The following is a 14,380-nucleotide window of genomic DNA, read 5'->3' as shown; positions in this document are numbered from 1 at the left end:
TCTGCTGTTTCAGGCCTGTTCCGCAGCGACATATTGCCCGCTTACACTTCTGTGCATATTACCCCAATCCGACATGGCCGATATGACGGACTGCATGGTCAGCCCGAGTTCTGTCATTTCGTATTCGACCCGCGGCGGCACTTCCGGAAACACCATCCGTCGCACGATTCCGTCGCGCTCGAGTTCGCGGAGCTGGGCTACCAGCATTCTTTCAGAAATACCCTCGATCGACTTTTTGAGCTCACCGTAGCGCATGGTGCCATGCATGAGCCTGCACAGGATCGCAGGCTTCCACCGGCCACCCAACACCCCTAGCGTATAGGCCATACCACAGCTGTCGCTGAGCATTCTTTCGTTCAAAGCATTGGTGGATGTTTCCTTTCTCATTTCTTACTTTTTTGTTGGTACCTAACAATTTGCTGCTTGCTTACAAATATAAAGCAAGCGCCGTAGGTTTGTAACGCATTAAAAAAAACAAAATGTTTTTATGAAAAAGTTAGAAAATAAAATAGCACTGGTAACAGGTGGCAGCCGCGGCATAGGTGCGGCCACAGTACGCCGTCTGGCAGCCGATGGCGCACAGGTGGCGTTCACCTACACACGCTCTGCCGAAAAGGCGGAGGCGCTGGCGGCAGAAATCGGTGCGGCCGGCGGCCGGGCCCTGGCCATTGCTGCGGATAACAACAAGCCGGAGGAAGTGATCAATGCCGTAAACAAAACAGTCGAAAATTTCGGTAGTCTGGATATACTGGTGAGCAATGCCGGTGTGTATATAGGGAGGAAATTCGGTGAACACACAATCGATGATTACGATAAGGTGATGGACGTAAACGTAAAGGCCGTGTATGTAGCGGCGCTTGAAGCGGTGAAACATCTCAAGGCAGGCGGACGCATCATCACGATCGGTAGTAACATGGCAGATAACGCACTCAGCGCGCAGAATACTTTGTATGCGATGAGCAAATCGACACTGCAGGGTTTTACCCGCGGGCTGGCCCGGGACCTGGGGCCGAAAGGTATCACAGTCACCCTGGTACAGCCGGGGCCGGTCGACACCGATATGAATCCTGCGGAAAGCGAACTGGCCGACTTCATCCGCGGCAAAATGGCCATCCCTGTCTACGGTACCGGCGACGATATCGCAGGCCTGGTATCGTTTCTGGCCAGTGAAGAAGGAAAATACATCACCGGCTCCTGGATAACCATCGACGGCGGGTTGAATGCCTGATTTGATTTGGGGAGGAAAGGGATAAAGGGGGAACTGGCTTTGGGCTGGTTGCCCCTTTTCTTTTGATGGACTTACTCTAATTGCCTGAATGACAGCCCCGAAGGGATTCAATTATTTTGGATAATGTTCAGTTGAGAAAGCCGCCGAACCCGGATCGGGCTGATATACTCATTGTCAGAGCGCCCTGATATCTTCCGCTATAATGGAAAGGTCCTCTCCTAGCTGGTGGCCGCCGGTCGGGATTTCGCGGAAAGTCGCCCAGGGAAGCTGCTCCTTATAGGTATCCAGCTGTGAAAACGGCACTTCTTCGTCGTCGCGGCAATGATAAAAGAACAAAGGGATTTTCTTATCCAGTTTTTCTGCAAAATCCGGGCGCAGTTTGAAGGCTTCCACCCAGTCTTCATTCCCCTGCCAGAAAGGGGTCGCGATCAGGAAAATGCCCGCAATTTTTCTTTTTACCTCAAATTCAGACAAACAAGCCAGTAACATCGATGCCCCGAAAGAATGGGCAACCAAAATGACACCGTCGGCACTTTCGAAAAGAAGCCGTCTGATCTGCCCGCGCCGCCCGAGGTCAGGCGTTCCGTCGTTGGGCAACAAAGGGTAACGAACAAGGTACGCTGAGCCCAAATATAATTTAAGCGACTCCACCAGCTTTTCGTCGGCATTGTAGTCTTCCCCGGACCCGCCACCCTGTAAGAATATCACCTGATTTTCCATAATTACACTTCACAATAGTTTCAGAATAATTGCACGCCCTGCCAACGCTTCAAAATTACGTCTTTAAGCTGTCGGTCACATAGGGAAAACCGGCCATATTTGAGGGGGAATTATGACAATTTCACGACCGGAACAGGTAACCAGCTCTGGCCATCTCAATGATATCAGAAAATACCACGTAAGGCCTCCGCAACCATTCATTCAGAAACCCAATGCTGTCAATGCCAGCGAGATGTTTCCCAAAAAGATCAGTTAACGCTCTTTCAGCGCATCCACGGGATTTTGCAGGGCCGCCTTGCCTACCCTGATTCCAACCGTTAACGCGGTGATCACCATGGCAGCCCAAATGGTTACTGCCATATCTATCCACGAAATTTGTATCCTGTAGCTGAAATCCCGCAGCCAGTCATTCATCACATACCAAACTACCGGTGAGGCGACGACCACGGAAATCAGGACAAGCATCAGAAAATCGCCGGATACCAGCCGCATCAGCCTTAACACAGACGCCCCCAATACCTTACGGATACCTATTTCCCGCCTGCGTTTTAAAGTCTCAAAATGGGTAAGTCCGAACAGTCCGGCACCACAAATGAAAATAGCGAGGCACATGGCATATCGGTTGATTTTCTTCCAGGATTATAGCCGAGATTTCTCGCTGAGATAAAATCCATTTGCCGGTAATAAACAATAACTGCAAATACCAAACCCATTGCCAGTGAAAACTGCAGAACGATCAGGGCCCTGCTGAAATAATTTTTCCCACCCCAATTCTGTTTGCTTTGTAAAACATCTGCCAGGTTAAACCTCAATAATTTGACAGCCGGATAGAGACCGATGATCAGCACGCAAGCTGTAAGTACAGCCGCGGCCCCTCCAAAAAATTTCAGGTCTCCGGGAAACGAAAGGTGAATATCCTTTTCAGCCATCTGATTAAAGACCGGCAGGCCGGATGCCACCATCAGTAAAGCAAGAAGAAAAGAGATCCAGCAAACTATAATGGTTTCTGTCAGGAGGTGCCAGATTATCTGCCGTGAAGTCCGCCGGCGATTTTACGAACCCCTATTTCCTTCGATCTTTGTAATAGTCCGGAAATGCTCAGATTAAGAAAATTGACACAGGCCATGATCATGATCATCACCGCTATTCCGCCCAGAATAAGCGAATACTCAAAAAGGCTTTCGTTCGTCAGCGCGGCGTAACGGCTTCTCTTTGATCCGGCATCATTACCAAATATATTCAAATGCATGTCTGCAAGAGGTTGCAGGCCGAACTCAATGTCGGATGCAAGTATTTTGGCTTTCCTGATCTGCTCCTTCGCATCCCTGTTAAAAACGCTGGCGAACTTGTTTTCAAGCAGTTCCGGGTTCGTGTTGGGATGGAGCAATACGAACGTATTGAGATAGTAGTTTAGCCAATCACCGTCATTCCACCATCTTTGCAAAAATTTGAAAGGAATTACTGCCTGGAATTTGAGAGAAGAATTGCCGGGCAAGTTTTTAGCTACACCGGTTATCAAAAATGTTTCGACCGAGGGGCCGTCTTCCAGGCCGAGGGTTCTTCCGACAACGTCTGTTTCTCCAAAAAACTTCATAGCCATTTCCTCGGTGATGACTATCGAATTGAGATTTTTAAGTGCCTGCGATGCATTTCCCTGCAAGAGTGGAAAGGAAAAAATCTCAAAAAAATTAGGGTCGGCATAGGTTACGCTCACCTTAAATGACAAGGAGGACCTGAACATACCCATTTTTTTACAGTACGATTGAACAATTTGAGAGCCGTTTCTTCTGAACCGACGAATTTATCGTCGCGCAGATAGTTTCCGGCGATTCACTTGTAAAACCTTGTTAATAAAATGTAAAAAATCTCTTCCACGATGCGGTGTTTCTGGCCTGCGGACATACCCTTGTCGGTAATTTACTACACAATCAAAATAATATGTAACCGATGGGTCTTTTAATTGCATTAATCGGGATAAACCGGGAAATTGCACGATCAATTCCCCACTCTATGTTTAAATCTTTACGCGTTCTGTTTTTTTCCTTTTTATCATTTGCCGTTTTCGCCCAAAGTCCCAGCCTGAGCATTATCAGGGTCAATTCGCAAAACTATTGTTTAGGAACTGAGCTCAGCATTGATGTCAATGTGAATGGCACGTTTCCTGCGGGCAACAAATTCACCGTTGTGGCCTCCCGCAACTTTAATGATCCTGCTGAAACCTGGGAGTACCCCGCCGAGCTCAGAGGCGACAAGCTGGTTACGATATTGAGGGAGCCTTCGCTGGCCAATTCAGTAGGCTTCGGTATCAAAATCCGCACTTCGAACCCGCAAACTGAGATCGATGGCTACGACCGGTTCAGGATCTATACAAAAGGGTCGGTGCAGCTGGTAACCCGCTGGGGCCTTTCCGCCGATACGATTAACTCCACCGACCAGCTCTCGCTGGCGGTGATCGCCAGCCCGAATTCGCCCGGCAAAGTCACATTGAACACCGGGGAGACCTTCGACCTTCAGTACGGCTGGGAGTGGCCTTCGCCTTACCCCACGGTCATCACCCTGCCGAAAGCCAAGGCGGGCACGTACTCCATTAAGGAAGCAAGCAATGTCTGCGGGCCGATGAGTACAAGCGGACAGGTCAACGTCAAAGTCAATCCGATCGACTTTATGCCAGTGGCGTTCACCCCTGCGGAGCCTTGCGCCGGTGCAGAGGTCAAAGTGGTTTTCAACGCCGACGGGGCTGGATTTAACGCCAATACCAGGTTCAGTATACGGTTTGCGAGCGACAATTTAAACATCGATTCGTATCGTTATGTGGATGTACCGGCGACATTGACGGGCAAAAATGAACTGACTGCGCGTATTCCGGATAATGTGAGGGAACGGGTGGGCAGTGAGTCCATATACTTCGGCATTGTGACCCAAAACCCCTCAGCCGTGTCGGTTACCAAGGCACTGAAAATGTACGTATATCCCAAGCCTTCATTTTCACTGAAAGCTGAAAAGCCGGAAATCAACCTGGGAGAGAGCATTTACCTTTCCTCAAACCCAACAGGAAAGCCGCCCTATAAGATTACTCTTAAGTCGGGAGAAGTACTGCAATACAGTACAGACATCAGCCCCTCAAAGACAACAGGTTATGAGGTCAAAACATTTGAGTCGGGCTGCGGCGTCATTCAGAATCCGGTGAATACGCCTGTAATTGTGACGGTGAAGCCAAGCCTGGTTTTCGCCGGGCCGGCCTATCCAAGCAGTCCGAAGATAGTATGTGAGGGGCAGACCGTCCGGGTAGGCTTTCGGGCCAGCGGTGTGTCGGCGCAAACAACCTACTCAATAGAGGGCAATACCTATTCTGAGAAAAAGATCGTGTTCCCTGCCACTGTCGCGGGCGATTCCCTTCAATTTTTCATCCCTAAAAACAACAGCCAGGACCCGGATCTCGATTACGGGAATATCTATACTTTGCGCATAGTGTCGGCCAATCCGTCACTTTCTTCACAATGGTCGGGTGTTATCAAGATCCAAAGCCCGCCGACCATGTTCATGGCCGATTATTCGGAGCGGGGTGTGCAGTTTCCCTCGCCCATCCGGCTGGATTTCGACCTTCGTGGCGGGGCTCCCTACACGGTCGAGCATGCAAATGGGACGAAGGAAACTTACGATTACCGGAACATCTGGTTTCAGTACTTTGTGAAACGGGATACGACTTTCCAGCTGTCAAAGCTTTCCAATGCCTGTTTTACCAACACCAATCCGCCCGCATTTCCGGTAAAAGTTGCGAATCCGGCCGGAACCACACCAAGTATTTTTATAAAATGGGCCAAAAAAACCAAATGCGTAGGCGACAGCGTGGAGTTGGAACTCGCATTCAACGGACAGTTTGAGACCGGCAACGAGTTTACGTTATCCTACATTAGTAACATACAGAGCACCTCCTACACGATCCGGAATGTGACCAGACAGGGCATCCATAAAATCAAACTGCCCGCATGGGAAGAAGGAGGTTACGATGCCACCTTCCAGCTCAGTTCATCTTTACCCAGGCTGGTTTCAGAAACAGAGCGGATTTACCTGGGCTTACCGCCCCGGCAGCCGTCCCTATCGCCTACCGGCACGCAGCAGTACCCTGAGAAAATGTATCTGGGCCAATCGCCGAGTGTCACAGTTTCCGCAAGCGCCTACGGTCCGACGGTGTATGCGATAGATGGAATTGAAGGCAGGATCATTGGCAACAACAACGGGATGTCGCATGTTCCGTTACCCTTACAGAACGGCAAAACCACGGAGTTCAAACTAAAATCGGTTGCCAATGCATGCGGGGTCTGGAATGGTGAAGTCACGTCCTATTATTACGGAATCGGCTACAAGATCCTGATCAATCCGGGAATTTACAGTAACTGGCGGTGCGCAGGTACCGATACAGAAGTCAGCTTTTCATTCGAGAGCGGCACGCCCGCGGCGGGCACAAAATTCACCCTGCAAATTTCTCCTTCCGGCAATAACGGCTCTTTCACCGACCTGGTTTCCGTGACCGATGAGCAGGTATTTAAGTTTATTACCCCCGATGTGAAGGCTGGCATGTACTATATGCGAATTTACTCCTCGGATAATATTTATTCCGAAAACGGATTCATGAACATCGGCAAGGCACCAACTGCGACCTTGAAAACAGGCTATCCTGACTACGGCATGAGCAGCGCCACGGTCGACTATGGTGGCTGGGTAAATATGGTAGGCGAAATAACCGGCAATACTCCCCTGGGAATCATTTACAGCGACGGGCACCAACAGGAGGTGACCGGCAGCGGCAGTTCCTACACGCCCATCATAACCGGCCCGCAGACGTTCACGATCACCAAAATATGGAATTCTTGCGGTTACGGAACGGCCAGCGGCTCGGTGAGTGTCAAGGTCAGACCGGTTTTAGAAATCAGTAAATTCCCCGCAAATGCAGATCCGTCCATCTGTCCGGGTCAGAAGATCGAGCTGGATTATGCGATCAGGGGTGGTGAAGTACCGGCAAATACATACCTGGTTGTTTCTATCACGGGTAGTAAAAGTGGGACCGTCAAACTGGATTCGGTGCGTAGCGCCTCGGGGCGCATCCAGTTGACCATACCTGATAACATCTCGGGTGATTTATTTTCAATCAAGGCTGAAATCGCATCGCTAACACTTTCCAGATCAGTATTTTACCAGTTGTATGCTACGCCGGACATGACGCTGTTTGGCGACAACACCATTACCGCCGGAGAGTCCACCGTTATCTATGTCCGTTCGAATACCAGGTTTACACCCAATACCGCTTTTGAACTATCCGACGGCAAATCGTACGTGAACAACGCCACTTACCCGGGTGGCGTTATGGAGATCAAGGTAGCACCTTCCGCCACCATTACCTACACTCTGAAACCCATGCAAAGTGTTTGCGGCGCGGGCAAGGTATCAGGCTCGGCGACGATCACTGTACAGCCTAAACTGGCGCAATCGCTTTCAATATATCGGGTTGAAGGCCTGCGACGCTGGAATGTGTGCAACTCGGATACCATACAGATTTCGTTTACCCACCTGGGCTACCAGGGAAATCCCGGCGATTATGATGTACAAATTTCAGACAGCACAGGCAAAAATTTCGTTTCGCTTCCCACCTTCGGTCAGTCCTCGCCAGTGACGGCCATCATTCCGGCAGGGATCAAACAGTCCCGCTTCTACCGGCTTCGCCTCCATTCGAAAGATCAGAAGGTAAGCGGCAGCACCTTTTCAGAAACATTCAGGATCGGGGAACGTGCCCGGGCAAAACTAATTACGTCTTCTATTTTTTACGAGGCCGGCCAGTCGGTAAACGTGGTAGTAGGCCTTGAAGGCAGCAGCCCGTTCGATTACCGCTTTGGCGACGACAATTTTTCACGGTATCGGTATACAGCCAGTTATTCCGACACGATCACCCTGGCGCCGCTTACGCCACTGGCCGCATACAAGATCTCACAACTGAGCAATGAATGCGGGCCCGGTACAATCGACGAACCGTCGACACTCAGGATCGAGCTCATCACAGCTACGGAACCCGTGGGGGAAGTCATTGGTTTCGGCCCCAACCCTACTGCCGGCTCACTATTGCTGCGGTTTGAAGACGGAGCAGCAAGAAACCTGGACATCCTGAATGTGGCCGGGCAGAAGATCTTCTCAGGCAAATATACCGGCAAGGACGCGACTGTCGATCTGTCGGCGTTCCCGGCGGGTACCTACCTTTTGCAGGTCAGAAAAAAACAGAATTTGGCCACATACCGGATTGTGAAATACTAAAAACTACAGTAAAACTTCTTCAAAATGAAATTAAAATGTCTGCTGCTGGCAGGACTGTCTTTACTCTGTTACGCCGCCGTTGGTCAGGTTGCTACTCCCCAGGTATATCCTACAGACTATTACAATGGCCGGATTTGCGCGGAGACCCAAACCAAAATCCCTGTTCAGATCTTTGGCGATTTCAATGACAACAACCGGTTCTTCGTGGAGCTTTCGTCCTACTACGATAACAACAAGCTGCTCGGTAAATACGAAGCTGTCCTTGAAAACGGCAACCTGGTTTTTAGCGTCGGAAGCGAAATTACTGAAACCTACGACCGGATCAATTACCGGATATCGACAACCAGCCCGGCCACTCAGACCGGTTTATACGCCAATTCCTGGTTAAGCCGCGGAGCAATTTCCATCGCCGGCCAGAGTGGTTATACGGACACTTTGAACACCGGGATGAGCTTCATTTTTAATGTAAATGCAAGTGGCAACAATCCGATCACGATTACGCTCAACGACAGCTCCGTGCGGCAAATAGCCCCCTCTCCTTATTACCAGCAAACAATTAGTATGGTAGCATCAAAGCCAGCCGAGATTTTTATCGTCAAAGCTGTAAACAGTTGCAATGTTCCCGTTCCGTTCTCGGGGAAAGTAAAAACGACCATTAACCCGATATCGATCGTTCCTCTCAGGATCAACAATCCGAACGCTATTTGTGAAGGCAGCAATGTTGAGCTGAGTTATGCCGTCTCAGGTGGCACGATCCCCGAAACCGCTACTTTCCGGCTGCGTTTTTTCAATCCCAATTCCGATGTCAATGCCCAAAAGATCTACGAAGTACCTGCCACCAGAAAAAGCAATGGTGTGCTGGCGGCACGCATTCCCGAAAATATCCTGGAGTATGCGGCTTCATTCCAAATAGCTGTGCTGGTCGATAACCCGGCATTGGTGAGTTCCTATCTCGCACCGGTCACCATTTACAAAAAGCCGGTTGCCTCATTCCAGAGTCAGAGTGAATCGGCAACTATCGGGCAGCCCTTTTCGCTGGGGTTCAATGTTTCAGGCCCTGAACCTTATACCATTGAACTGAACAACGGTAATTCCTATACGCTGGATCAAAACCGCAGTATCGCTGTATATCCTGTCAAAACAGAAACATTCTCGATCCGCTCGCTGCAGACCGGCTGCGGGGTGACTACCGACCTCCCCAAGCAAACCGTGGTAGCAACCGTGCCGGCCGGCATCGCCATCGACGCACCTGCGGATCAACAATGGGAAGTGTGTGAAAACCAAAAACTACGACTTCCGTTTATCACCAATGCCGTACTGACTGCCAATACAAAATTTACGGTAGAGGGCCGTACCTACAACAATACGACTTATGAATTTGAAGCAAAAATAGTGAACGACTCCATCGAATTTCTGATCCCCCACTCGCCCGCGGAATGGATTACGGAGGGTTATTTTAACATCAGATCTTTCAGGATCAAAACGTCCAGTCCGTCGCTTACGTCTCAGTACAGGTCTGGTTTCAATATCCGGGGCATACCGAGAGTCGGTTACCAGACCTACCATCCCCGGACCATGACAGGCCCCCAGTATTTTGAGTATGCACTCAATGTTTCGGGAGGCGTTCCTTATACGGTGACAGACATCAAAGGAGAAAAGATGTCGGCAGATTACAACCTGTTGGCGCAGCACATCTTCGTTCCGGCTACGGGCGCATACGGCCCCAAATCCGTCGCAAACGGCTGCTACACCAATAACGATCCGGTGAAGATGGATCTGATCGTCAATCCGTTCACTGGTACGGCGCCCGCCATTGTGGTACATCCGCCCACACAGAAATACTACTGCGAACCCGACAGTATCGAGGTGTCTTTTGAAACTTTCGGACAATTTGAAGAAGGCAACGAATTTCAGATTAGCAAAGACTATTATGCAACAAACCTGCTGACCGTAACAAAACCGGGCCGCTACAAAATAGCTGCTTCGGGCCTGGCCGTTGACGGTTATATCACGATACTGGTCAATTCCACCAGACCTGCGATCCAGGCTGCCGCGGGTTTGCGGGTGATCATCGACAAAAAACCGACTTTAAGCTATCTCGCCCAGCTGGACTGGTCAACGCCCGAGAAACCCTGGATATTCGCAGTGGACCAAAAACCTTCCATCTACACCCAGTTGAACAGCTACTCCCCTTACACGGCAGAATACACAGACGGCGTAAAGGACTACCATTTCAAGCAGGTGCTGCAATATGACGCTTTTTATCCGGAGATTCCCAAGTCCAAAGTGACAGCCTACACGCTGAAATCGCTGAGCAACTCATGCGGCACAACCGAAGTTAACAAAACGATGTATTTATACCAGGCCGGTTACAACCTTTCGATGAAGTATTTTCCTACCGACAAACGCTTCTGCACGGGCGAGGAAATGATTGTCCCTTTCAACATAGAAAAAGGCACTCCTCCGGCAGGCACTACCTATCATCTTCAGGTCGGGAAAACATTTGATAATTTTACAACTGTTGCTTCAAAAACGACGCTGGATGATTTCAGATACATTATCCCGGAATCGATGGAAGGCGAGTATTATGTCCGCATCCTGACAGACGGCATCAATGATGCAGGAAGTAAAAGATTTTATGTAAACAAAAAACCTACCGCGACAATTTCGCTCAATGATCCATTTTACGCCGAAATCGATTACGGCCAGTCGGCATACATCGACTATAACCTCACAGGCGGAGGCCCGTGGGATATGATCCTGAATGGGCAAGGCAATCTTACTTCAACCGAACCGAAGTACACGCAGTCGTACGCACTTGCGAACTCTACGGTTTTTCAACTGCAATCTGTGAGTAACCAATGCGGATACGGCTCCGTATCGGGCAGTGCAAGTGTACGGGTCAGGCCGCGGATCATCACTTTCCAGGCTGACAAAAACAACGTATGCCTCGGTGAAAGCATCAACGTAAAATACCAGGTGGGCGGCGACGTTCCTCAGGGAGAAAAAATCGGTTTTTATCTCAGAAATAACAATGGAACACGATTTGAACTACCCTCCGTCACTGCTACCACAGGTACCGTGTCATTTCCGATATCTACCACGTTTCCAGGCGGCTCCTATGCGCTTGTATGTTACATCACCGGTTCCGAAATTTCAGAATCCCTGGAGGTTAGCATTTATCAGACACCGGATCTCCAACTGACCGGCACCACAACTATTAACACGGGTGATTTTACTTATCTTCTGATCCGGTCGACCAATGGAGGCAACATCCCGCTCGATGTTACCTTTTCGGATGGTACAAAAACCACCTACTCCCCCTGGGGCACGGGCTCATCCCACTATGTGTACATAACCCCTCCTGCTACTACCACATTCTCCATCACGTCGGCCACAGGCAGCTGCGGCACCGCCAGGGCGTCGGGAAGTGCGACTGTGACGGTTAATCCGCCGTCTGCAAGAACAGTCCGCATTACGGGTTTCAACATTCCAAATCCTTTCTGCGAAAATGATACGTTATTGGTCTATTATTCAACGACCGGGACGTTCTCGGCTGGCAATAAATTCACTGTCCAGTTTTACGACAGCCAGGGAAAACTCGCTAAATCCCTGACGGCAACGGGCAGTGGATCGCCGCTCAGGGCCTTCATTCCCCCCAGTTTTTCAACAACGGAGTTCTACCGGATCCGTCTGGCCGCAAGTGATGCCAACACTGCTTCCAGCGATTACCAGCAGATCATGCTGTTCGGCACCAAAGCAACCGCCTCTTTTGCCAGCAACCATGCTACGCTCGACGAAAATGGAAAAGCCAAGGCCGTAGTATTGCTCACAGGCACCGGCCCCTGGCGATACAACTATGGCAACGACTTCGGTGCCACCCAGCGTTACGCCGAAATCACCCCCGACACCCTGCTCATCACCAGCAAGGAGCCACAGGCCTATTTCAAATTACTGTCCGTCTCCAACGGCTGCGGCACCGGAACGATCAGCGAACCATCGACGATCAGAGTGGAAGTAATCCTGGGCACGGAACCCGCCCAAAACGCCGAACCCATCACCTTCGGCCCCAATCCAACCAATGGCCTGGTAATACTACATTTCAAAACCGCCGCCAAAAGGCAGCTTACCCTATACAATACCAGCGGAATGCTGCTCTGGACAAAAACGATTTCAGAAACCGATACAGAGGTAGATATGAAGGCGTACCCCTCCGGGAGTTATTTGATGAGGGTTGGAGGTTTGAAGGGGGAAAGGAGTTTTAGGGTTGTGAAGGAGTAGAGGGATTGGTTTAAATGACTAGTTCAGATGTGATAACTGCCGAAGTTGACGGATAAAATAGTGCTTTTTTCAAATTCACCTGCGAGATCGACTTTTCACGACGATTTCGCAGGTGCAAAATTTTAATTTTTTGTACTAGTTGTAGCTTCTAGTCTTCGTGATTGGAAATTGCACACAGGTACCATGCGCTGTATCCAGTTACCTCACATATCCCCAGCTCAGCCTGATAAACAAGACCAGCCTTTTCCAATTTTCTTTTGTACCGACAGATGTTTTTTTGAGGAATTCCCGTGGCTATCGAGATCATCGTTGCTGTTGCGATATGTTCACTGAGGTAAGAATAGACAACTTCTAATTGATTCTTGTAGTTGTCAAATACGCTGCGGCTTGAATGTGAACGATTGGGAATCACTCCAATCGCGGATACGATAACAGATTGTTTATTTGCCATTGCAAAGTTATGTTTTTAAATACTTTGCAACATTAGGAGGGCGATTTGGGGCTGCTAACCGACAATAGTCCCTATTTATAGTCCCATTAGATCATTTTCTGCTTTGCTCACATGACCATGGCTAGTGTATGCTTTTCGATCCTCAATGGACTTAGGGTTAAGAACTAGTATATTTCCTCTTACTTTTCGCTCATGCGATGATAGAATCTTTCCCAACAATTGATGAAGTTTCCTATCAATTCCATTAGCAAATTCTTTCTTTAAAAAGTCTAAATATCCGGTAATATTTAACAATGCTATTCGGTATGGTAGCTTGTTCTCATTGAGCAATTTAAATACTTTACCCGGATCGATATTTTTTTCTTCGTGAAACTTATCAAAATAGTATCTACATAATTCAATTCTTAGTCGGTCTTCTTCCGGTTGATGGACTTCAATTTGAACATAATCCGGTAGATTTAAGCTTGATTCTCTTTCGACTGATTGATTAGGGAGAAATGTTTTTTGTTGGCTTTCAACCCAATATTTTTTTGAGCAAAACCATTTTTCCGGAGTTTGTTCGGAATACCTCAAAAATTCGTCTTCCAAAAGCTTATAAAAAATCTTTTCCTCTGCATCAAAAACCTGAATTGGGTACCCTCCTTTCCATTTCAATATGAATCCGAATAAAATATGCTTTTGTTCTTCATCGAGTGGCAATGATTTCAATACTTCCAAAGTCGAATTGACCTTTCCTTTTAAATTTCGACGTGTACAGCCTTGTTGCTCCCAAAGCAAATTTAAAAATATCAATGGCATAAAAGTACCTCTGCGTGGGCCAGTTTCAAAATACTCGAATGTCTGAAAGACAAGTTCACTATTAGGAATATTGCGTACACTAAAATAAAAGTCCAAATCATTGTCAGCAGATAAGACCTTGACATCGCCCTCGTCATATTTGTATACGATGGTTTCATTTTCGGGCAAAATAGTAGGGACACGCACATGGGACGAATGCAAGCAATATAACTTTTCCGGAGAATCATGCGGGAAACTAAGAAATGCTTTCTCTAAAAGTCTTAAAGCTACAGCAGAATTAGTAGAGATATGTTGAATTGGATAGCCTCCATAAAACTTTAAGATAAATCCAAAAAGAATATGCTTTTGTTCTTCACTAAGTCTTAGAGACTTCAGTGTTTCTACAACAGAATACGGCTTGCTCCAATTTGCTTCAAAGAAAGACCATTGTTTATGCCATAGATTTAGAAAAACGATTGGTTCAAAATAAGCAGATCTGAGGTGGCTCCCGAAAGCGGCACACATTTTTGCACAACATGATGCAAAATGGGAGTTCAGAAAGAGAGCAAAACCCGAAAGAGTTATGATGCTGAGTTTAAGCAGGAAGTAACGAGAATGTTGGC

At 48.4% G+C, this 14,380-nt stretch carries 11 protein-coding genes; 4 read left to right on the top strand and 7 right to left on the bottom strand.

Annotation, left to right across the window (positions count from 1 at the left end):
- Nucleotides 1-9: 9 nt before the first annotated feature.
- Nucleotides 10-387 carry a winged helix-turn-helix transcriptional regulator gene (locus FBF61_RS32245; protein WP_138485121.1) on the bottom strand — a complete coding sequence of 126 codons (378 nt, stop codon included), beginning with the start codon at nucleotides 385-387 and terminating at the stop codon, nucleotides 10-12.
- A gap of 100 nt (nucleotides 388-487) precedes the next feature.
- Between FBF61_RS32245 and FBF61_RS32240 the strand changes: the two genes are divergently transcribed.
- A complete protein-coding gene (locus tag FBF61_RS32240; RefSeq protein ID WP_138485120.1) occupies nucleotides 488-1,228 on the top strand; it encodes an SDR family NAD(P)-dependent oxidoreductase in 741 nt (246 codons plus the stop codon).
- 174 nt (nucleotides 1,229-1,402) lie between these two features.
- Here FBF61_RS32240 and FBF61_RS32235 read toward each other — a convergent pair whose 3' ends face one another.
- Nucleotides 1,403-1,948, bottom strand: a complete 546-nt coding sequence (locus tag FBF61_RS32235) for an alpha/beta hydrolase (protein WP_138485119.1) — start codon at nucleotides 1,946-1,948, stop codon at nucleotides 1,403-1,405.
- A 112-nt stretch (nucleotides 1,949-2,060) separates the two neighbouring features.
- Between FBF61_RS32235 and FBF61_RS34815 the strand changes: the two genes are divergently transcribed.
- Nucleotides 2,061-2,204, top strand: a complete 144-nt coding sequence (locus tag FBF61_RS34815; RefSeq protein WP_166444676.1) for a hypothetical protein — start codon at nucleotides 2,061-2,063, stop codon at nucleotides 2,202-2,204.
- On the opposite strand, the gene FBF61_RS32230 is transcribed toward FBF61_RS34815, so the two are convergent.
- From FBF61_RS32230 to FBF61_RS32225, 3 genes are read right to left on the bottom strand one after another with little or no spacing between them, the layout of a single operon-like run.
- Nucleotides 2,201-2,560 carry an ABC transporter permease gene (locus FBF61_RS32230; protein ID WP_138485118.1) on the bottom strand — a complete coding sequence of 120 codons (360 nt, stop codon included), beginning with the start codon at nucleotides 2,558-2,560 and terminating at the stop codon, nucleotides 2,201-2,203. The two genes, FBF61_RS34815 and FBF61_RS32230, sit on opposite strands and share 4 nt — an antisense overlap.
- On the bottom strand, nucleotides 2,497-2,934 hold the full coding sequence (locus FBF61_RS35695; RefSeq protein WP_374756640.1) for a hypothetical protein: 438 nt from the start codon (nucleotides 2,932-2,934) through the stop codon (nucleotides 2,497-2,499). The genes FBF61_RS32230 and FBF61_RS35695 overlap by 64 nt, the downstream gene beginning before the upstream one ends.
- A gap of 38 nt (nucleotides 2,935-2,972) precedes the next feature.
- Nucleotides 2,973-3,689 carry an ABC transporter permease gene (locus FBF61_RS32225; protein WP_166444675.1) on the bottom strand — a complete coding sequence of 239 codons (717 nt, stop codon included), beginning with the start codon at nucleotides 3,687-3,689 and terminating at the stop codon, nucleotides 2,973-2,975.
- A gap of 269 nt (nucleotides 3,690-3,958) precedes the next feature.
- Between FBF61_RS32225 and FBF61_RS32220 the strand changes: the two genes are divergently transcribed.
- Together FBF61_RS32220 and FBF61_RS32215 are read left to right on the top strand one after the other, a co-directional pair.
- Nucleotides 3,959-8,248, top strand: coding sequence for a T9SS type A sorting domain-containing protein (locus FBF61_RS32220; protein WP_166444674.1), 4,290 nt, complete (start codon nucleotides 3,959-3,961; stop codon nucleotides 8,246-8,248).
- 24 nt (nucleotides 8,249-8,272) lie between these two features.
- Nucleotides 8,273-12,529 carry a T9SS type A sorting domain-containing protein gene (locus tag FBF61_RS32215; protein WP_138485115.1) on the top strand — a complete coding sequence of 1,419 codons (4,257 nt, stop codon included), beginning with the start codon at nucleotides 8,273-8,275 and terminating at the stop codon, nucleotides 12,527-12,529.
- Between the two features lie 148 nt (nucleotides 12,530-12,677).
- On the opposite strand, the gene FBF61_RS32210 is transcribed toward FBF61_RS32215, so the two are convergent.
- Both FBF61_RS32210 and FBF61_RS34805 read right to left on the bottom strand, forming a co-directional pair.
- Nucleotides 12,678-12,980, bottom strand: coding sequence for a helix-turn-helix domain-containing protein (locus FBF61_RS32210; RefSeq protein ID WP_229215322.1), 303 nt, complete (start codon nucleotides 12,978-12,980; stop codon nucleotides 12,678-12,680).
- A gap of 75 nt (nucleotides 12,981-13,055) precedes the next feature.
- Nucleotides 13,056-14,380: hypothetical protein (locus FBF61_RS34805; RefSeq protein ID WP_166444673.1), on the bottom strand; the 1,325-nt coding region annotated here is incomplete at its 5' end.

Origin of the sequence: Dyadobacter bucti, from assembly GCF_005869225.1 — a bacterium.
Taxonomy (GTDB): Bacteria; Bacteroidota; Bacteroidia; order Cytophagales; family Spirosomataceae; genus Dyadobacter; species Dyadobacter bucti.
Note: the sequence above shows the minus strand (reverse complement) of the source record. Positions and strands in the feature narration are given on the sequence as shown.

Excerpts from the sequence above, each read along its gene's own strand:
- FBF61_RS32245 (WP_138485121.1), bottom strand. The coding sequence starts at position 387 with ATGAGAAAGGAAACATCCACCAATGCTTTGAACGAAAGAATGCTCAGC.
- FBF61_RS32240 (WP_138485120.1), top strand. The coding sequence starts at position 488 with ATGAAAAAGTTAGAAAATAAAATAGCACTGGTAACAGGTGGCAGCCGC.
- FBF61_RS32235 (WP_138485119.1), bottom strand. The coding sequence starts at position 1,948 with ATGGAAAATCAGGTGATATTCTTACAGGGTGGCGGGTCCGGGGAAGAC.
- FBF61_RS34815 (WP_166444676.1), top strand. The coding sequence starts at position 2,061 with ATGACAATTTCACGACCGGAACAGGTAACCAGCTCTGGCCATCTCAAT.
- FBF61_RS32230 (WP_138485118.1), bottom strand. The coding sequence starts at position 2,560 with ATGTGCCTCGCTATTTTCATTTGTGGTGCCGGACTGTTCGGACTTACC.
- FBF61_RS32225 (WP_166444675.1), bottom strand. The coding sequence starts at position 3,689 with ATGTTCAGGTCCTCCTTGTCATTTAAGGTGAGCGTAACCTATGCCGAC.
- FBF61_RS32220 (WP_166444674.1), top strand. The coding sequence starts at position 3,959 with ATGTTTAAATCTTTACGCGTTCTGTTTTTTTCCTTTTTATCATTTGCC.
- FBF61_RS32215 (WP_138485115.1), top strand. The coding sequence starts at position 8,273 with ATGAAATTAAAATGTCTGCTGCTGGCAGGACTGTCTTTACTCTGTTAC.
- FBF61_RS32210 (WP_229215322.1), bottom strand. The coding sequence starts at position 12,980 with ATGGCAAATAAACAATCTGTTATCGTATCCGCGATTGGAGTGATTCCC.